The organism is Kitasatospora sp. NPDC088779 (genome assembly GCF_040685395.1).
In the GTDB taxonomy this organism is placed as follows: domain Bacteria; phylum Actinomycetota; class Actinomycetes; order Streptomycetales; family Streptomycetaceae; genus Kitasatospora.
Genome location: NZ_JBFBHW010000006.1, coordinates 34394 through 53441, shown reverse-complemented (window position 1 = coordinate 53441; position 19048 = coordinate 34394). Strand labels below are relative to the sequence as shown.

Genomic DNA, 19048 nt, shown 5'->3' with positions numbered 1-19048 from the left:
ATCAGATGGTGGGGCGCATCCGCACACGGCCCGGCGACGGGTGCCCGCAGGGGGCCCGACGGACTGACCGGCGGCCCTCACCTCGACCGGGCGCCCACTGAATGGAGCAGGCCGACAAAGGGCAGCCAACTCCATGGTTCCCCACCCGGCCTGAGAATTGCGTGAACCGGGTAGCGGATTCCGACCCCCGCCATGTGGCGGGGGTGAGGACCGCCATCCGTTCGGCGCCCCACCCCGGCTACCCCTACCCTCGAAACGACCCGCGCGGACCGCCCGACCCCGGCCGCCAGAACCGAGGAGGCACCATCACCGACACCCGCGTGCTGATCGTGGACGACGAGATCCTGGTCCGCTCCGGCCTGGGCCTCATCGTCGGCTCCGCCCCCGACCTGGACGTCGTCGGCGACTGCTCCGGCGGCCAGGCCGAGGAGCACGTCCAGCGCCTGCGCCCGCACGTGGTGCTCCTCGACATCCGGATGCCGGACCTCGACGGCATCTCGGTGCTGCGCCGGCTGCGCGCCCTGCCGGACCCGCCCGCCGTGGCGATGCTCACCACCTTCGACAGCGACGAGTACATCGGCACCGCGCTGCGGGCCGGCGCCGCCGGCTTCCTGCTCAAGGACACCGCCCCCGAGCAGCTGGTCCACGCCGTCCGGGTGCTCGCGGCCGGCGGCAACATCCTGTCCCCGACCGTGACCCGCACCGTGATCGGCGGCTACGTGGACGGCGGCGGCCCGGACGCCGAGGCCACCTCGCTCGCCCGCACCCTCACCGGCCGGGAGCTCGACGTGCTGGCCCTGCTCGGCGAGGGACTGTCCAACGCCGAGATCGCCGACCGGCTCTTCCTCGGCACCGGCACCGTCAAGGACCACATCAGCGCGATCCTCGGCAAGCTCGGCGCGGCCAACCGGGTCCAGGCGGCGGTGCTCGCCCACCGGGCCGGGCTGGTCCGGCCGAAACCCGGCGACGGGGCATGACGGCCACCGAACAGCTGCCGTCCAGACGGCTCCCGGCCTGGTGCACCGCCCCCTGGCTGATGCTGCTGCTGCCCGCCCTCTACTCCCTCCTGGACGCCGCCCTGGTGGCCCGGAACTCCCCGTGGTGGCAGATCGCGCTCTCCACGCTGGCCGCCGTCGCCCTGCTCTGGCGCCGCCGCTTCCCGGTGGCGGCGCTGCTGCTCACCATGCCCGGCAGCTACGTCGACGACATCTGGCTGGCCCCGATCACCGCCGTCTACACGGTGGCCGCCGAGCGCCCCCGCCCGCGGATCGTCATCCCCTGCGCGACCCTGTTCACGCTGGTCGAGTTCTTCCACTGGCCGCTGTCCGAACAGACCCTCGAACTCAGCCGGGACACCGCGCTCTACGCCATCCAGTCGGTGATGCTGGCCGCCGGCCCGGCCGCCACCGGGCTGCTCGCCCGCACCCGGCGGGAGCTGGCCGCCCGGCTCGACGAGCTGACCCGCGGCCAGGAGCGGGAGAGCCGGCTGCTCGCCGAACGGGTGCTGATCAGCGAGCGCGGCCGGCTCGCCCGGGAGATGCACGACGTGGTCTCGCACCAGGTCAGCCTGATCAGCATCCAGGCCGGCGCGCTCCAGGTGAGCACCGGCGACCCGGCCGCCGCGGCCACCGCCCGCACCATCCGCGAACTGGCCGTCCGCACCCTCGACGAGCTGCGCCAGATGGTCGGGGTGCTGCGCAGCACCGCGAGCCCGCGCCCGGACGCCCCGCTCGCCCCGCAGCCCCGGCTGGCCGACCTGCCCCGGCTGATCGCGGAGAGCGGGCTGGCCGCCGACACCGAACTGAACCCCGGTGACCGCCCGTGGCCGGAGGCGGTCGAGCGGGCCGCCTACCGCACCGTCCAGGAGGCGCTCACCAACATCACCAAGTACGCCCCGGAGGCGGCGGTGCACGTGAAGGTCCGGGCGAAGGGGCGCCGACTGCGGGTCGAGGTGCGCAACGACGCGCCCCCGGTCCACCCGGACGAGATCCTGCCGGGCGGCGGCCACGGCCTGGTCGGCCTGCGCGAGCGCGCGCAGTTGCTGGGCGGCTCGCTCAGCGCCGGCCCCACCCAGGACGGCGGCTTCGAGGTCCGCGCCGAGCTGCCCGCCACCCGTTCCTGACCGGGACAACGAGAAAGCCCCGCAGATCCGTAGATCTGCGGGGCTTCGCTGTGCGCGAGGGGGGAGTTGAACCCCCACGCCCTTTCGGGCACTGGAACCTGAATCCAGCGCGTCTGCCTATTCCGCCACCCGCGCATGGGTGTCGTCTTCGTTGCCGACCGATCTTCCGAACCGCTCGGTACCATGTGGTCTTCGCGTTCCCTTGGACCGGCCTCCCTGGTGGGCGGCCCTTCCGACGTGGAAAACAGTAGCACGACCCGGGGGGCCGCTCCGAATCCGTTCTCCGGCGGGACGAAGCGCATCCGAACGGATGCACGACGAACGGGCGAGCGAGTGACGGGAGCCCATCCGGGCGGGCACACCTGGCGTGCCGTACCCGGCATGCGTCACCCTGTGTGTCCGAGCCCACCCCCGGGCACCACGCTGTCCGGGAACCGTACGGAAGGGCCCGGCGTGGATACGATCAGTACGGAAGTACCGCAAGTAGGCACGACCGACTCCCGGCGGGATCCGGTCGGCAGGCAGGCGAACGAACCCTGGAAGGGGGTGTCCCATGGGAGTGCTGAAGAAGTTCGAACAGCGGCTTGAGGGTCTCGTCAACGGCACCTTCGCCAAGGTGTTCAAGTCCGAGGTCCAGCCCGTGGAGATCGCCGGTGCGCTGCAGCGCGAGTGCGACAACAACGCGAGCATCTGGAACCGCGACCGCACCGTCGTGCCGAACGACTTCATCGTCGAGCTGAGCCCGCACGACCACGAGCGGCTCAGCCCCTACTCCGGGCAGCTGGGCGCCGAGCTGGCCGGCATGGTCCGCGAGTACGCGGAGGCCCAGCGGTACAGCTTCATGGGCCCGCTCCAGGTGAACCTGGAGAAGGCCGACGACCTGGACACCGGCCTGTACCGGGTGCGCAGCCGCACCCTGGCGGCCGAGGAGCCCCAGCAGTACGCCCCGCAGCAGTCCGGCTACGACCGCCAGCCGGCCGCGCCGGCCCCCGGCGCACCGTGGCAGCAGACCGGCGCCGGCCAGTACGGCGCGCCCCCGCCGCCGGCCGCGCCCCCGGCGATGCCCCCGGGCCCGCCCGCGACGTCCGGCGGCAACGTCCGCGCCTTCCCCGGCGCCGGCCACGGCGCCTCGGTCCGCCGCTGGATCGAGGTGAACGGCGCCCGCCACCAGATCACCGGCGCGGCCTGCGTGCTCGGCCGCTCGACCGAGGCGGACGTGCGGATCGACGACCCCGGGGTCTCCCGCAAGCACGCCGAGATCCGCCCCGGCACCCCTTCGATGGTTCTCGACCTGGGATCCACCAACGGCATCGTGGTGGACGGACAGCACACCCAGCGCGCTACGCTCCGCGACGGCTCCCGCATCGTCGTGGGCTCCACCACCATCGTCTACCGACAGGTCGAAGGGTAGTGTCCGAGTTGTTCGCGCGCCTCGCTCACCGACAGGCGGGCCGGCCATGTCAGAACTGACCCTCACGGTCATGCGGCTGGGCTTCCTGGCCGTGCTGTGGCTGTTCGTCATCGTCGCGATCCAGGTGATCCGCAGCGACCTGTTCGGGACCAAGGTGAACCCCCGCTCCTCCCGTCGTGGTGCCAACGCCGCTCCGGGCGGCGCCGCCGCCGCTCCGGCCGCCGGGCGCGCCGCACAGGCCCCGGCCGCCGGAGCGGCGGGCCAGACCCAGGGCGGCGGCCGCCGTCGCGGCGCCCCGACCCAGCTCGTGGTGGTGCAGGGCTCGCTGGCCGGCACCACCGTGGCGCTCCAGGGCCAGACCATCACCCTGGGCCGCGCGCACGACTCCACCATCGTGCTGGACGACGACTACGCGTCCTCCCGGCATGCCAGGATCTATCCGGATCAGACTGGGCAGTGGACGGTCGAGGATCTAGGCTCCACCAACGGCACCTATCTGGACCGGCAGCGCCTGACCGCGCCCACCCCGCTCCAGCCGGGCATGCCGATCCGTATCGGCAGGACCGTCATCGAACTGCGGAAGTAGTAGCGCATGAGGGACAGCATCCCGTCCATGACCCAGAGGGGGGCACAGGTCGCATGACCCTGGTGCTGCGCTTCGCCGCCGGCTCCCACAAGGGACTGATCCGGGAGGGGAACGAGGACTCCGGCTACGCCGGGCCGCGGCTGCTGGCCGTGGCCGACGGCATGGGCGGCGCCGCGGCCGGCGAGGTCGCGTCCTCCGAGGTGCTCGGCTCGATCGTCCGACTGGACGAGGACGTGCCGGGCGCCGACCTGCTGACCCTGCTGGGCGACGCCGTCCAGGGCGCCAACGACCGGCTCCGGCAGATGGTCGAGGAGGACCCGCAGCTGGAGGGCATGGGCTGCACGCTGACCGCCATGCTCTGGACCGGCCAGCGGATGGGCATGGTGCACGTCGGCGACTCCCGCGCCTACCTGCTGCGCGACGGCTCGCTGGTGCAGATCACCCAGGACCACACCTGGGTGCAGCGCCTGGTCGACGAGGGCCGGATCACGCCGGAGGAGGCCGAGACCCACCCGCAGCGCTCGCTGCTGATGCGGGCGCTCGACGGCCGCGGCCAGGTCGAGCCCGACCTGTCGATCCGCGAGGTCCGCGCCGGCGACCGCTACCTGATCTGCTCCGACGGCCTCTCCGGCCCGGTCAGCCACCAGACCCTCCAGGACACCCTCGGCAGCTACTACTCGCCCGAGCAGACCGTGCAGGAGCTGATCCAGCTCGCGCTGCGCGGCGGCGGTCCGGACAACATCACCTGCATCGTGGCGGACGTCATCGACGTCGGTGCCACGGACACCACGAGCGGCCAGTACAACGACGTGCCGGTGGTGGTCGGCGCGGTCGCCGACACCCCGCCGTCCTCGGCCGCCGCGGACCGCTCGATCGCCGACACCCCGGCCGGCCGCGCCGCCGGCCTCGGCCGCGCCCCGCAGGGCGCCTTCGGCCCGGCCGAGGGCTACGACGCCGCCCAGGGCGGCTTCGGCCCCGCCGAGGGCTACGAGGGCGAGTACGGCTACGGCTCCGGCGAGCCCTCGGTGTACGGCGCCGAGGAGTTCGACGAGGAACCGCCCGCGAAGCGCAAGCGCAAGGGCCTCACCGTCTCGGTGGCCGTCCTGGTCACCCTCGGTCTGCTCGGTGGTGCCGGGTTCTTCGGCTACCAGTGGACCCAGGACCAGTACTACGTCGGCAAGCAGGGCGACCACGTCGCGGTCTACCAGGGCATCAACCAGAACCTGGCCGGCCTGAGCCTGTCCTCGGTGCACACCGCGTACAAGGACGTCGAGCTCAAGTACCTGCCGCAGGACCAGGCCGAGCACCTCAACAAGACCATCGCGGCCGACAGCCTGGGCGCCGCCACCGCGACCGTCCAGGAGCTCGACGGCTGGGTCAAGCTCTGCAAGAAGGTCGCCGACGCCCGGACCGTTCCGGCCACCCAGGCGGCGCAGGCCACCCACGCCGCGTTCCTGGCCGTCACGCCCACCCCGGGGGAGAAGACCCGCCCCCCGGCGGCTCCCACGTCCCCGACCCCGGCGACCCCGACCCCGACCGCCCCGAGCACGTCCGCCCCGGCGCCGAACGCCGCCGCGCCGAACACCGGCCCGTCGGGCGACCTGTCCGGGCTGACCGAGGAGGAGCGCAGCCGGGCCGACTCCTGCCCGAAGCAGTGACCTCCGTGATCCGACATAGGCCCGCCCCGAGCGGGGCAGCCGGCCGTCAGGGAGCGGTCACCACGTGAGCACCTACGACCTGAGCGACGACACCGGCCGGGCCGGCAGGCGCCGGACGGCCACCGACCGCGCCGCCACCCGGCGCCGGGCCAACACCACCATCTCCCTCCAGGGCGCGCCGAACCGGCGCAACACCGAGCTGGCCCTGCTGGCCTTCGCCGTCGTGCTGCCGATCCTCGCGTACGCCAACGTGGGGCTCGCGATGGACTCCACGCTGCCGAGCGGCATGGTCGGCTACGGACTCGGCATGGGCGCGCTGGCGCTGGTCGCGCACCTGCTGGTGCGCCGCTTCGCGCCGTACGCGGACCCGCTGATGCTGCCGATCGCCACCCTGCTGAACGGTCTCGGCGTGGTGATGATCTGGCGGCTCGACAAGGCCGGAAAGCTGCTGAGCGCCAACTTCCCGGCGGCCCGGAACCAGCTGATGTGGTCGGCCCTCGGGATCGGGCTGTTCATCGCCGTGATGGTGTTCCTGAAGGATCACCGGGTGCTCCAGCGCTACACCTACATCTCGATGGTGGCGGCGCTGGTCCTGCTCGCCGCGCCGGCCTTCTTCCCGGCCCGGGCGGAGGACTTCGGCGCCAAGATCTGGATCCGGATGGGCGGCTTCTCCATCCAGCCCGGCGAGTTCGCCAAGATCATCCTGACGGTGTTCTTCGCCGGCTACCTGATGGTCAAGCGCGACGCCCTCGCACTGGCCAGCCGCCGCTTCATGGGCCTGTACCTGCCACGCGGGCGCGACCTCGGCCCGATCATCGTGATCTGGCTGCTCAGCCTGCTGATCCTGGTCTTCGAGAACGACCTCGGCACGTCCTTCCTGTTCTTCGGCCTGTTCGTGGTGATGCTCTACGTCGCCACCGAGCGGACCAGCTGGATCCTGTTCGGCCTGCTGATGTCGATCGGCGGCGCGGTCGCGGTCGCCATGACCACCAGCCACGTCAAGGTCCGCATCGACGCCTGGCTCGACCCGATGGCCGCCTTCGGAGCACACCCGCCCAAGGGCGCCACCGAGCAGATCGGCCAGTCGCTGATGGCGCTCGGCTCCGGCGGGGTGACCGGCTCGGGCCTCGGCCAGGGCCGCTCCTGGCTGATCAACTTCGCCGCGAAGAGCGACTTCATCCTGGGCTCGTTCGGCGAGGAACTCGGGCTGACCGGCCTGATGGCGATCTTCCTGCTGTACGCCCTGCTGGTGCAGCGCGGCCTGCGCACCGCCCTCGCGGCCCGCGACCCGTTCGGCAAGCTGTTCGCCGTCGGGCTCTCGTCGGCGATGGCGCTGCAGGTCTTCGTCGTGGCCGGCGGGGTCACCGGGCTGATCCCGCTCACCGGTATGACCATGCCGTTCCTCGCACAGGGCGGGTCGTCCGTGGTCGCCAACTGGGCGCTGGTCGCGATCCTGCTGAAGATCAGCGACAGCGCCCGCCGACCCGGGGTCGAAGCGACCCCGGCCACCGAGGGCCAGGGAGGACCCGCTCGATGAACAAGCCGATCCGCCGGGTCTCGATCTTCTGCCTCGTCCTGATCCTGGCCCTGATGGTGCGCACCAACTGGGTGCAGGGTGTCCAGGCCGATGCCTGGGCCACCAACAAGAACAACAAGCGCCAGCAGTACGACCGGTACGCGCACCCGCGCGGCAACATCATCGTCGGCGGCCAGCCGGTCACGAAGTCCGACTTCGTCAACGGCCTGCGCTACAAGTACAAGCGATCCTGGGTCGACGGCCCGATGTACGCCCCGGTCACCGGCTACTCCTCCCAGGTCTTCGGCTCCAGCCAGCTGGAGAACCTGGAGGACGGCATCCTCTCCGGCACCGACGACCGGCTGTTCTTCCGCAACACCCTGGACATGCTGACCGGCGAGCAGCAGCGCGGCGGCGACGTCGTCACCACGATCAACGCGAAGGCCCAGAAGGCCGCCTGGGACGGCCTGGGGGACAAGAAGGGCGCCGCCGTCGCGATCGACCCGAAGACCGGCGCGATCCTGGCGCTGGTCTCCACCCCGTCCTACGACCCGGGCACCATCGCCGGCAGCGAGAGCGGCGACTCCAAGGCCTGGACGGACCTCAACGCCGACCCCAACAAGCCGATGCTCAACCGGGCGCTGAAGGAGACCTATCCGCCCGGCTCCACGTTCAAGCTGGTGACCGCGACCGCCGCGTTCGAGAACGGCCTGTACCAGAACATCGACGACCAGACCGCGACGCCGGACCCGTACACCCTGCCGGGCACCCAGACGGTGCTGAACAACGAGTCGCCGCTCGAGAAGTGCGGGAACGCCACGGTCAAGTCGGGGATGGACCAGTCCTGCAACACGGTCTACGCCAAGATGGGCGCGGACCTCGGCAAGGACAAGATGCGGGCGCAGGCCGAGAAGTTCGGCTTCAACAGCACCATCGACACCCCGGTCCGTTCCGAGAAGAGCATCTTCCCGAACAGCGCGAGCCTGGACGGCACCGCGCAGGACTCGATCGGCCAGCACGACACCCGCGCCACCCCGCTGCAGATGGCCATGGTGTCCGCCGCGATCGCCAACAACGGCAGCCTGATGCAGCCGTACCTGGTCGACCAGGAGCGCTCGGCCTCGCTGACCACCATCTCCAAGCACACCGAGAAGCAGTTCTCCCAGGCGATGAGCCCGGCCACCGCGCAGAAGATGCAGGACCTGATGGTCTCGGTGGTGGAGAACGGCACCGGCAAGAACGCCAAGATCCCCGGCCTCCAGGTCGGCGGCAAGACCGGTACCGCGCAGCACGGCGAGGACAACGCCGGGCTGCCGTTCGCCTGGTTCACCTCCTGGGCCAAGACCACCGACGGCCAGTCCGTCGCGGTCGCGGTCGTGGTCGAGGACGGCTCCAACAATCGCGACGGCATCAGCGGCGGCCGGCTGGCCGCCCCGATCGCCAAGGCGGTGATGCAGGCCGTCCTCGGCAAGTGAGGAGGAGGCCCGGCCGTGAGTGGAAAGTCACGATCGACACCCCGTCCGGTATACCGGTCTGATATCGGCCGACGGCCGACTCCGGTCCGATGCGGTGCGACCGGTAGCGTATCCGCCAGCAGCGGGTGTGCCCGTTGCCGCCCGCGAGACGGCGCACGGCCCGGCCGGAGAACCGGTCGAGACCCGCTCGGCGTCACCCAGAGCGTGCGGGGACACCTACGTCACAACCTCGCCGGCAGGTGAGGGAGAGGGTCGGAACTATGGAAGAGCCTCGTCGCCTAGGCGGCAGGTACGAGCTCGGCGGCGTCCTCGGACGCGGCGGCATGGCCGAGGTGTACCTCGCCCATGACACCCGGCTCGGCCGTTCCGTCGCAGTGAAGACGCTCCGGGCCGACATGGCCCGGGATCCGTCGTTCCAGGCCCGCTTCCGCCGCGAGGCGCAGTCCGCGGCGTCCCTGAACCACCCCGCGATCGTCGCCGTGTACGACACCGGCGAGGACTACATCGACAACATCTCCATCCCGTACATCGTGATGGAGTACGTCGAGGGGTCCACCCTGCGCGAGCTGCTGCACTCCGGCCGACGGCTGCTGCCCGAGCGCGCGCTGGAGATGACCATCGGCATCCTGCAAGCGCTGGAGTACTCGCACCGCGCCGGCATCGTGCACCGCGACATCAAGCCGGCCAACGTGATGCTGACCCGGCAGGGCAACGTCAAGGTCATGGACTTCGGCATCGCCCGCGCGATGGGCGACGCCGGGATGACCATGACCCAGACCTCGGCCGTCATCGGCACCGCCCAGTACCTCTCCCCCGAGCAGGCCAAGGGCGAGCAGGTCGACGCCCGCTCCGACCTCTACTCCACCGGCTGCCTGCTCTACGAACTGCTGACCGTCCGCCCGCCGTTCGTCGGCGACTCCCCGGTCGCGGTGGCCTACCAGCACGTCCGGGAGGAGGCGCAGCCGCCGTCCGTCTTCGATCCCGAGGTCCGCCCCGAGATCGACGCGATCGTGCTGAAGGCGCTCGCCAAGGAGCGCGACTACCGCTACCAGAGCGCCGACGAGATGCGCGACGACATCGAGCGCTTCCTCGACGGCCTGCCGGTGGCCGCCGCCCAGCAGGCCGCCGCGTACGGCATGGGCGCCGGGTACGGCTACGACCAGAACGGCTACCCGCAGCAGCACGACCCGTACGGCCAGACCAACGTGCTGCCGCAGCAGCCCGGCGGCGGCCCGACCACCGTCCTGCCGCAGGCCGGCGCGCAGCCCGGCTACGGCCCGCAGGGCGGCTACCAGGACGACGGCTACGGCCAGGCCTACGCCGACGGCCCGGCGGGCGGCGGCCACGACGACGGCTACGGCCGGGACGGCGGCCGGCGCGGCGAGCAGCCGCCGAAGAAGAGCAACACCTCCTGGATCGTGCTGGCGGTCGCCGCCGTGCTGGTCCTGGTCGGCACCTTCTTCGTGGCCCAGGCCATGTTCAACGGCAACGGCGGCGGCACCACGGAGACCCCGAAGGTCGCCGTGCCGAACCTGGTCGGCAAGAGCCTGGCGGACGCCAAGACGGCCGCGGCCGCGGCCGGTCCCAAGCTCGTGGTGGCCGAGGGCGACAAGCTCGCCTGCCCGGACGCCAACATCAAGAAGGACCAGGTCTGCACCCAGAACCCGGCCGTCGGCGGCCAGGTCGCGGAGAACAGCACCATCACCGTGCAGCTCTCCTCCGGCCCGGCCAAGGCCCCCCTGCCGAACGTGGTCGGCAAGACCAAGGACCAGGCGACCAAGGCGCTCGGCGACGCCGGCTTCACCAACGTCACCACCGAGTACAAGGACGACGACACCGCTCCGCAGGAGAACGTCACCGCCCAGGACCCGGCGGCGGGCACCGCCGGCGACCCGACCGCGCCGGTCAAGCTGACCGTCTCGCAGGGCAAGTCGAAGGTGACCGTGCCGAACGTGGGCGGCGCGCAGAAGGAGGTGGCGCAGGCCCAGCTGGAGGGCCTGGGCTTCCAGGTCGACGCCTCGAAGACGGTGCAGACCACCGACCAGAGCAAGGCGAACACCGTCGCCGCGCAGTCGGTCCAGGCCAACACCAAGGTCCCGGCCAACACGAAGATCACGCTGACGATCTTCAAGATGCAGGACAAGCCCCAGGTCCCGCCGCTGCAGAACGTCAAGCTGTCGGACGCCATCTCGCAGCTGAGCAAGGTCGGGCTGCTCTACACGGTGGTGTCCGGTCCGTCGGACCCGAACGCCATCGTGGTGAGCACCAACCCGGCCGCCGGCACCCAGCTGGACCCGAACACCCAGGTGATGCTCATCACGAAGCCGGCCGATCCGCCCAAAGGGGGTGACCCCCTCTCCCCCTCACCCTCCAACACCAAAGGGGGGAACAACAACTAAGCCCTGGTTCCCCTGGATCTGAGGCTTGGTGGGAGTTGTCCGGCCGTACGCCCGAGGGCCCGTCGCAGCGGTTGCGACGGGCCCTCGGGCGTTCTCGGTGCCGGGCGTTCTCGATGCCGGGCGTTCTCGGTGCCGGGCTACCGCAACCGGACCGCGGGTTCCAGGCCGCAGCAGCCGGACCTCAGCAGCGGCCGGCGGGCTCAGGGCTGACGCAGCTCCGGCGGCGGGGTGCGCTTGGCGTCCACGTCGTCCACCCGCACCAGGCTCCCCCAGACCGCCATCCGGTAGCGCGAGGTGTACACCGGGGTGCAGGTGGTCAGCGTGATGTACCGGCCGGGGCCGGTGTAGCCGGAGCCGACCGGGACGGGCGCGACGATGCCGGTGTCGTACTTGGACGTCTCCGGCAGGGTGCTGTCGACCCGGTAGACGTACCACTTGTCCTTGGTCTCGACGACGACCGCGGCGCCCTTGTGCACCGCGTCCAGGTCGTGGAACTTGGCGCCGTGGCCGTCCCGGTGGGCGGCCAGCGCGAAGTTGCCGGCCTGGTCCCAGGGCATCGCGGCGCGGTAGGGCTGCTCGTACACCCCCGCCACGCCCTCGGCCAGGGTGTCGCTGTCGGTGCCCATCCGGATCAGCACCTGGTAGTCCCGGCCCATCGCCGGGACGTGCAGGAAGCCGACCGCGTCCCCGGCCGCGAACGGCGCGGCGGGGGCGGACGTCCCGCCGGGGGCCGCCGAGGGGGTACCGGTCGGGCTCGCGGCCCAGGTGTCGCGCAGCCGGTCGGAGGCCGCAGCCGCCGAGCGGTCGGCCTCGACGTTGGTCCACCACAGCGAGTAGGCCACGAACAGGCCGAGCACCAGTCCCAGGGTGATCAGCAGCTCGCCGAAGACGCCGAGCGCGGCCAGCGCCCGACTGCGACCGCGCCGGGCGGGCGCGGGGCCGGCCTCGGGCGGCGGGAAGGCCTCCTCCCGCGGCTCGGCCGACTGCGCGGTCTCGTCCGTCATCTCCGGTGCTCCCCCTTCGTGCCGGGTGCCCGGGCGGTCACCCGCCCGTGATCGCGGCCGGCTTGCCTTGGCTGCGCGGCCGTTCCTCGGTCATCTTGCCAAAGACGATGAGGCGGAACTTGGAGGTGAACTCCGGGGTGCAGGTGGTCAGCGTGATGTACCGGCCGGCGCCCGCGTAACCGGCGCCGTTGGGGACGGGCTTGATCACGCTCACGTTGTTGGGAGAGGTCTCCGGGATGCTGCTGGTGACCTCGTACGTGTAGTACGAGGTGGCGGTCTCCACCACGATCTTGTCGCCCTTGCCGAGCTGGTTGATGTACCGGAACGGCTCGCCGTGGGTGTTGCGGTGCGCGGCCAGCGCGAAGTTGCCCGCCTTGTCGGCCGGCATCCCGGTGCCGGTGTAGTGGCCGACCAGGCCCTTGTCGAGCACCGCCGGCTTGGAGGTGCCCTCGGCGATCGGGAACTTCAGCCCCAGCTTGGGCAGGTAGATGATGGCGAAGCCCTTGCCGGGCTCGAACGACTCCGGCTTGGCCGGGTCCGGAGCCGGCTGCCCGGGCTTCGGCGGCGCCAGGGCGGCGTCGAACTGCTGCTCCAGCCGGTTGCGGGCGCCGTCGGCGGCCGCGTCGGCCTGCACGTTGGTCCACCAGAGCTGGTACGAGACGAAGAGCAGCATCACCACGCCGAGCGTGATGCACAGCTCCCCGACGAGCCGCGCGGCCACCACGACCGCGGACTCCTTGGGCCGCGCCTTCGCCCCGGCGCCCCGGCCGCTCGCCCGGCGCCGACCGACGCCCGCGCGCACGGAGGTCCGGCCCTGGGCGGCCCTGCGGCGCTCGGCCCGGCCACCGGTGGGCAGGGCCGGTTCCACGGCCGGCCCGCCGATGTCGAGGGGCAGGCGCAGCTGGAGCGTCTGGTCGGGCAGCCACGGGTACTCGGGGCCGGACGCGGCGGGCTGCTCGGCCTGCTCGTACACGCCCCAGGCGTCCTCGGCGGCGCCCTGTCCGGGCTGCGCCGGGTACGGCTGCGGGTACGCCGCGTCACCGTGGTGCTGTCCGTCGCCGTACCGGCCGTCCCCGTACGGACCGCCGCCGTACTGCGCGCCGCCGTACGGCTGTCCGTCGCCCGGGCCCGCCTCCGGCTGGTAACGCCCCTCCGGACGCAGCGCGGTCACGCCGCTCAGCCCCGGCCGATCACCGGGGCGAGCCCGGCCGACCGGTCCACGGCCTGCGGGTAGCCGCACTCCGCCAGCCAGTTGGCGAGCATCCGGTGCCCGCCCTCGGTGAGCACCGACTCGGGGTGGAACTGCACGCCCTCGACGGGCAGTTCGCGGTGCCGCAGGCCCATGATCACGCCGCTGTCGGTGCGCGCGGTGACCACCAGTTCGTCCGGCACGGTGGCCGGCTCGACCGCCAGCGAGTGGTACCGGGTGGCGGTCAGCGGCGAGGGCAGTCCCTCGAACACCCCGCCGTCCTCGTGCTCGACCGGCGAGGTCTTGCCGTGCAGCAGTTCCGGTGCCCGGTCGACCACCGCGCCGTACGCGACCGCGATCGACTGCAGGCCCAGGCAGACGCCGAACACCGGCAGCCCGATCCCCGCGCAGTGGTGCACCATCCCGATGCAGACCCCGGCCTCCTCCGGCGCCCCGGGCCCGGGGGAGAGCAGCACCCCGTCGAAACCCTGGTCGTCCTCGCCGCCGGACCGGCGGACGGCGTGCTCGACGGTCACCTCGTCGTTGCGCACCACCTCGCAGGTGGCACCGAGCTGGTACAGGTACTGGACCAGGTTGAAGACGAAGCTGTCGTAGTTGTCCACGACCAGGATGCGGGGCGCGGTCGGCTGGGTGGTCATTCTCGCGTGGTCTCCGTGGGATGCGGGGCGGGGTCGGCAGGGTGGAGGAGCAGGGCCGCCGGTTCAGCCGGCCGCGGCACCTTCGCCGCCGTCCACTGTGACGTCACCGAAGGGGAGCAACGGTTCCGCCCACGGGAAGACGTAGGTGAAGAGGAGATAGACGATCCCCACGATGAGGAGCAGCGAGATGACGGCGCGGACCAGGGTGTTTCCCGGGAGGTGACGCCAGATCCAGCCGTACATGGTGCTCCCTCGACGTAGCGGACTGGGGTCAAGAGTAGACCCGGGATCAACGACCGCGGGGCCGGTCCGCTACTGCTGCCCGCCCGCCGACCGCAGCTCGGTGGTGCCGGAGTATCCGGGGAGGGTCAGATCACCGCTCTCCTGGACCTTCCAGCCGAGTCCGTACGCCTGGACGTACTGGAGGTAGTTGCGGATCGTCGGGTCGCCGTCGACGGCGGCCTTCAGCGCATCGGTGCGGCCGACCGCCCGGACCACGTACGGCGGCGAGTAGACCCGGCCCTGGAGCAGCAGGGTGTTGCCGACGCAGCGGACGGCGCTGGTGGAGATCAGCCGCTGGTCCATCACCTGCACGCCCTCGGCGCCGCCCCGCCACAGCGCGTTGACCACGGCCTGGATGTCCTGCTGGTGGATGACCAGGTCGTTGACGCCGGGCTCGGGGACGCCCGGGATGCGGGCGGTGGCGTTCGGCGGGGCGTCGTTGAGGGTGACGGTCAGGCCGCCGCCCTGCAGCGGCTCCAGGGCCGCGCCGAGCCGCAGGCCGTCCAGCCGGGCGGCGTCGGCGGGGTTGCCGCCCTGCTGCCCGGTGAGCTCCTGCGCGCGGGCCTGGAGGTCGGCCAGCTGGGCCTGGGCCTGCTGGTTCTGCGAGCTGCGCTGGCGTATCACGTCGCCGAGGCTCAGCAGCGAGTTGTCCGTCCGCAGGTCGGTGCCGCGGGCGGTCTGCGCGCTGATGTAGAAGAGCAGTCCGGCGAGCGCGAAGACCGCACAGGTCAGGGCACGCCCGACAATTCGGGTGCCGGAGCGGCGGGTAGTGGTCGGCCGAGGGGGAATCGACAAATTAGGCACCGTACCCTTATCTCCTTAAGACCCACCGAGCCACTACGCTAACGGACGCCGGTGGCGCGTGCGGGAACGGTCCCGTGCGTTCCGCACCGCCCGTCACCGGCCGACCGACCCCCGCTGCACCTCTGCGCGGTCTCACAGCGCATCGACAGGAGAGCTCCTCGTGCCGAAGTCTCGACTCCGCAAGAAGTCCGACTACACCCCGCCGACCACGGCCGCGGTGAAGATCAGTTCGGGCCGCAGTTGGGTCGCACCGCTGATGCTGGCACTGTTCCTGATCGGCCTGGTCTGGATCGTCACCTATTACGTGACCAGCGGCAGCTACCCGGTCGAGAGCTGGCGGAACTGGAACATCCTGGTCGGTTTCGGCTTCATCGCCGCGGGGTTCGGCGTCTCCACCCAGTGGAAGTGACCTCCCGCTCCTCCTGAGGCTCCGGTCGAGCCACCTCCGCCGCTTCGGACCGCTGGTGCCGGGCGGCGGTCAGGCGTGCCCGGACACGGGCGGGAAACCGGTCAGTTATCCCCATCATCAGACTGTCCTGCTTATCCACATGGTTATCCACACTGGGGAAAAGTCTCCCCAGCCTGTGGATAACTTTTCGGCCGCGGGCTTTCCACAGCTGTGCACAACTTCCCGAAAGTGGGAAAACCGCACAGCAGGACACGCGTAGAACAGCAGTCCACACCCCGGGCGGCACACAGCCTGTGCACAACCCCGCACCCGCTGTGGACAAACGCCCTCGGCGTCACGCGCCGTAGCGGGCCATCCCGATCATCAGCATCGCCGCCACCACGGCCAGCGACCCCGCCAACGCCAGCCCCTGGACCAGGCCGCGGCGCTCGCGCGGGGCGTACATCAGACCGGCCGCCGTCAGCGCGCCCACCACCAGGCCGCCGATGTGCGCCCGCCAGTCGATGTTCGTCCGCGAGAAGGTGACGACCAGGTTGAAGACCAGGAACGCCATCACCGGGCCGAGCGGGCCCCGGTTCCGCAGCTGCATCACCACCGTGGCGCCGATCAGCCCGAAGATCGCGCCCGAGGCCCCCACCGACCGCAGCGCGTTGCCGTCGATCAGGAAGGCCAGGGTGCTGCCTCCCAGGCCGGAGAGCAGGTAGAGGGCCAGGAAGCGCAGCCGGCCGAGTGCCGTCTCCAGTGCGGGACCGAGCCAGTACAGGACCACCATGTTCATCCCGATGTGCCACCACTGCAGGTGCAGGAACACCGAGGTCAGCAGCCGGTACCACTGGGAGGGCCCGGCGGCGACACCGTCCGGACCGCCCAGGATGGCCCGCCCGGCGCTGTACAGCTCCCAGACCTGGCCCAGCCGCGGCGTGAGCACGTAGGCGGCCAGCACGAAGACGACCACGTTGATGCCGATCAGCACCCTGGTGACCAGCCCGCCGTCCTGGGCGATCGCCCCGCCGAACCGGGTGGTCGCCCGCCGCGTCCCGGCGTGCCCGCCGCCGACGCACTCCGGGCACTGGAAGCCCACCGAGGCGGTCACCATGCACTGCGGGCAGATCGCCCGCTCGCAGCGGGTGCAGGAGACGCCGGTGGCCGTCTGCGGGTGCCGGTAGCAGCCGGTCAGCATGAGGTTCTTCCCCTCCCGTACGGGACGCCGAAATCGCCAGCCTACTGCGGCGGATCCGACATCGGGCCCGCTCCCCGGCTCCTTCCGCACCCCGCGTACGGCCCACTCCGACATGCCGGTGGACAAATCAGCATGCATGATCAGCATTCAGGTGGATATGTGCATAAAGGACGCCACCCAGGAGGAGAGACTCGTGACCTTTTCGGACTCGGCTCGTGAGACGGCCACCAAGACCCGGGACACCGCCGCGCACCTCGCGGACGGCGCCAAGCAGCGCCTCGGCCCGGCCCTGGACACCTTCGGGCCGAAAGCCGCCCAGGCCGCCCAGAGCCTCCGCGTCCAGTACGACCGGCACATCGCCCCGCAGTTCGGTCACGCCTTCGCCAGTCTGCCGCCCGAAGCCCAGCAGAACGCCCTGAAGGCCTTCCACCGCGCCCAGGAGGCCGCTCTGGCAGCCCGGCTCTCCGCCGCCCGCGCCGCCGACCAGGCCCGCTCCACGGTCGGCCCCAGGGTCGCCCAGGCCGTCGAGGAGGCCCGCGCCGCCGTCACCCCGGTCGCCCAGGAGGCCCAGACCCGGGGCGCCGCCGCGCTGACCGCGCTGCACGGCAACGTCACCTCGGCCGAGATCAGCCACCTCGCCGCCCGCAACGCCCGGAGGAAGCGGTGCAACGGCCTGGCCACCGGCCTCGCCGTGGCCGGTGCGCTGGCGATCGGCGGCGGGATCGTGGCCTGGCAGTGGTGGCGCCGGCACAGCAACCCGGAGTGGCTGGTCGAACCCCCGACCGACCGGGCCGAGCAACCCGCCGGGGCGCACGCCGCCGGCGCGACGACCCCCGGGTCGGTCGACGCGGCCGGCGCCCCGCAGAGCGCCCCGGCCGCTCCCGGCGGGCCCCGGGCCGGGGACGCGGCCACCGAGCCCGCTCCGCCGCCCGGCCGGCCCGACAACGACGGCGACGGCGACGGCGGCCACCCCAGGCCGCACGACCCGCGCGGGCCGCACTGACCCGTCGCCCGGCCCTCAGGGCGTGTCGGACACGCCCTGAGGACGCGGAAACGCCGATCGGCCGCTGACCGGGATTCAGGTCAGCGGCCGATCGGCGTCACGACTGCGATGAGCTGTGGAGCATAGGAGATTCGAACTCCTGACATCTGCCTTGCAAAGGCAGCGCTCTACCAACTGAGCTAATGCCCCTCAACGGCACCGCGGGTGCCGACGGGCACTAGCGTACCGGGTTCCGGCGCCGTTCCCGGCGCCCTCCCCCCGGGCCGACCGGACCTGCCGCCGAGGCGGCGTCCGGGCGGTGCCTGGGATCCGGCCGATCCGGTCGGGTGACCGGGCCGGCCGGCCCTGCAGGCGCGGTGAAGCGCCTCCGAAGATCGTTGATCGTCGGATCGTCCGGGCTCAGCGACCGGCCGGAACCGGGTCGGTGGCCTCGGTCCACAGGTCCTGCTCGGCACGGTCCGCCTGGACCTGACGGTAGACAAAGAAGCCGCCGAGGGCGACCAGGGCGACCAGGAGAAGCTTCTTCACCGCGGGACCTCGTCCTTCTTGCGTTGGCGGACTCAAGAGCCGGTGCTCCGGCCGGACTGACCGGGCCGACGAGTCCAGATGTGTTTCGATCGCGAACGGGCTGCCGGGTGCCAGACTGCCCTTGCGGCCGATGATACACACCAGTGTCCCAATCGTGACCAGCCACCGCTGCGGCCAACCCGGCGGTCCGGGCCGAGGATTGACGCCGCACCTCCTGCCGTACGGCCGACCCTCCCCGGCCGGGCCCTACGGCGTGCCCGGCGGGGCGCAGGACGGGTGGTCCGACGAGCGGTCGGACGGGCGGTTCGACGGCGTCACCACCACGGCCTTCCCGCCCGCCAGGTCGACCTTCGTCCGGGGCAGCGCCCCCTCGCCCTCCTCGTCGCGCAGCATCAGGGTCGTGCCGCGTTCGTCCAGCTCGTGCTGCTTGCCGGCGGCGAACTGCGCGTGCAGCTGCTCGAAGCCGGTGGCCGAGATCTGCCCCTCCCGGCCGGTCCCCCGCCACGGCACCCAGCGTGACCGGCGCGCCCGCAGCGCGAGCTGGTCGACCACCGCGAGCACCACCAGGGCGCAGACCAGTCCGGGGATGCTCATCGCCCAGAAGACCGCCATGTCGTCACCATCCCTCCACACGTTCCCTCCCCGGAGAACAGCCCGGCGGGACGCGCGGTTCCCGCAACGGCGGGGGAAACGTCGAAGGGCCCGGAGTGAATCACTCCGGGCCCTTCGCGGTGGTGGGCCTAACAGGACTTGAACCTGTGGCCTCTTCCTTATCAGGGAAGCGCTCTAACCGTCTGAGCTATAGGCCCTTGCCGCACTGAAA

At 71.8% G+C, this 19048-nt stretch carries 18 protein-coding genes and 3 tRNA genes; 10 read left to right on the top strand and 11 right to left on the bottom strand.

Annotated elements, in window-relative coordinates; genetic code table 11:
* Positions 1-305 precede the first annotated feature (305 nt).
* The gene (locus tag AB0P03_RS07110) at positions 306-977 is read left to right on the top strand and encodes a response regulator transcription factor (protein ID WP_363588016.1); all 672 of its coding nucleotides are present in this window, start codon (positions 306-308) and stop codon (positions 975-977) included.
* Positions 974-2122, top strand: coding sequence for a histidine kinase (locus AB0P03_RS07105; protein ID WP_363628010.1), 1149 nt, complete (start codon positions 974-976; stop codon positions 2120-2122). Before AB0P03_RS07110 ends, AB0P03_RS07105 begins: the two co-directional genes overlap by 4 nt.
* A gap of 51 nt (positions 2123-2173) precedes the next feature.
* On the opposite strand, the gene AB0P03_RS07100 is transcribed toward AB0P03_RS07105, so the two are convergent.
* Positions 2174-2257: transfer RNA gene (locus AB0P03_RS07100), tRNA-Leu, on the bottom strand.
* 418 nt (positions 2258-2675) lie between these two features.
* Here AB0P03_RS07100 and AB0P03_RS07095 point away from each other — a divergent pair.
* The 6 genes from AB0P03_RS07095 to pknB all read left to right on the top strand — a co-directional run bounded on the left by AB0P03_RS07095 (position 2676) and on the right by pknB (position 11167).
* On the top strand, positions 2676-3533 hold the full coding sequence (locus tag AB0P03_RS07095; RefSeq protein ID WP_363587988.1) for a DUF3662 and FHA domain-containing protein: 858 nt from the start codon (positions 2676-2678) through the stop codon (positions 3531-3533).
* A gap of 46 nt (positions 3534-3579) precedes the next feature.
* Entirely contained in the window at positions 3580-4119 is a 540-nt protein-coding gene (locus tag AB0P03_RS07090; RefSeq protein ID WP_363587986.1) for an FHA domain-containing protein, read from the top strand.
* A gap of 53 nt (positions 4120-4172) precedes the next feature.
* Positions 4173-5777 carry a protein phosphatase 2C domain-containing protein gene (locus AB0P03_RS07085; protein WP_363619390.1) on the top strand — a complete coding sequence of 535 codons (1605 nt, stop codon included), beginning with the start codon at positions 4173-4175 and terminating at the stop codon, positions 5775-5777.
* Between the two features lie 160 nt (positions 5778-5937).
* Entirely contained in the window at positions 5938-7314 is a 1377-nt protein-coding gene (locus AB0P03_RS07080; protein WP_363588014.1) for an FtsW/RodA/SpoVE family cell cycle protein, read from the top strand.
* Entirely contained in the window at positions 7311-8768 is a 1458-nt protein-coding gene (locus tag AB0P03_RS07075) for a penicillin-binding transpeptidase domain-containing protein (RefSeq protein WP_363587982.1), read from the top strand. Before AB0P03_RS07080 ends, AB0P03_RS07075 begins: the two co-directional genes overlap by 4 nt.
* A 260-nt stretch (positions 8769-9028) precedes the next feature.
* Positions 9029-11167 carry a Stk1 family PASTA domain-containing Ser/Thr kinase gene (gene pknB / locus AB0P03_RS07070; RefSeq protein ID WP_363587980.1) on the top strand — a complete coding sequence of 713 codons (2139 nt, stop codon included), beginning with the start codon at positions 9029-9031 and terminating at the stop codon, positions 11165-11167.
* Positions 11168-11367: 200 nt separating this feature from the next.
* Here pknB and AB0P03_RS07065 read toward each other — a convergent pair whose 3' ends face one another.
* The 5 genes from AB0P03_RS07065 to AB0P03_RS07045 all read right to left on the bottom strand — a co-directional run bounded on the left by AB0P03_RS07065 (position 11368) and on the right by AB0P03_RS07045 (position 15090).
* Entirely contained in the window at positions 11368-12171 is an 804-nt protein-coding gene (locus tag AB0P03_RS07065) for a class E sortase (RefSeq protein ID WP_363587978.1), read from the bottom strand.
* Between the two features lie 37 nt (positions 12172-12208).
* Positions 12209-13342 (bottom strand): class E sortase, encoded by a 1134-nt coding sequence (locus tag AB0P03_RS07060; protein ID WP_363628009.1) that lies wholly within the window; start codon positions 13340-13342, stop codon positions 12209-12211.
* A gap of 5 nt (positions 13343-13347) precedes the next feature.
* Positions 13348-14019, bottom strand: coding sequence for an aminodeoxychorismate/anthranilate synthase component II (locus AB0P03_RS07055; RefSeq protein ID WP_063348449.1), 672 nt, complete (start codon positions 14017-14019; stop codon positions 13348-13350).
* Between the two features lie 63 nt (positions 14020-14082).
* Positions 14083-14262, bottom strand: coding sequence for a hypothetical protein (locus tag AB0P03_RS07050; RefSeq protein ID WP_363587974.1), 180 nt, complete (start codon positions 14260-14262; stop codon positions 14083-14085).
* 69 nt (positions 14263-14331) lie between these two features.
* Positions 14332-15090 (bottom strand): DUF881 domain-containing protein, encoded by a 759-nt coding sequence (locus tag AB0P03_RS07045; protein ID WP_363628084.1) that lies wholly within the window; start codon positions 15088-15090, stop codon positions 14332-14334.
* 175 nt (positions 15091-15265) lie between these two features.
* Here AB0P03_RS07045 and crgA point away from each other — a divergent pair, with 175 nt between their 5' ends.
* Positions 15266-15514 carry a cell division protein CrgA gene (gene crgA, locus AB0P03_RS07040; protein ID WP_350876761.1) on the top strand — a complete coding sequence of 83 codons (249 nt, stop codon included), beginning with the start codon at positions 15266-15268 and terminating at the stop codon, positions 15512-15514.
* Positions 15515-15848: 334 nt separating this feature from the next.
* Here crgA and AB0P03_RS07035 read toward each other — a convergent pair whose 3' ends face one another.
* Positions 15849-16694: a rhomboid family intramembrane serine protease gene (locus AB0P03_RS07035; protein ID WP_363587972.1), complete on the bottom strand. Its 846-nt coding sequence runs from the start codon at positions 16692-16694 to the stop codon at positions 15849-15851.
* Between the two features lie 193 nt (positions 16695-16887).
* Between AB0P03_RS07035 and AB0P03_RS07030 the strand changes: the two genes are divergently transcribed.
* Positions 16888-17697 carry a DUF5324 family protein gene (locus AB0P03_RS07030; RefSeq protein WP_363628008.1) on the top strand — a complete coding sequence of 270 codons (810 nt, stop codon included), beginning with the start codon at positions 16888-16890 and terminating at the stop codon, positions 17695-17697.
* 116 nt (positions 17698-17813) lie between these two features.
* Here the strand turns inward: AB0P03_RS07030 and AB0P03_RS07025 are convergent.
* The 4 genes from AB0P03_RS07025 to AB0P03_RS07010 form a co-directional block, all read right to left on the bottom strand.
* Positions 17814-17886, bottom strand: a tRNA-Ala gene (locus tag AB0P03_RS07025).
* Positions 17887-18096: 210 nt separating this feature from the next.
* A complete protein-coding gene (locus AB0P03_RS07020; RefSeq protein ID WP_014137031.1) occupies positions 18097-18225 on the bottom strand; it encodes a DLW-39 family protein in 129 nt (42 codons plus the stop codon).
* 246 nt (positions 18226-18471) lie between these two features.
* The gene (locus tag AB0P03_RS07015; protein ID WP_363628007.1) at positions 18472-18837 is read right to left on the bottom strand and encodes a DUF6191 domain-containing protein; all 366 of its coding nucleotides are present in this window, start codon (positions 18835-18837) and stop codon (positions 18472-18474) included.
* A gap of 120 nt (positions 18838-18957) precedes the next feature.
* Positions 18958-19034, bottom strand: a tRNA-Ile gene (locus AB0P03_RS07010).
* Between the last annotated feature and the right edge of the window lie 14 nt (positions 19035-19048).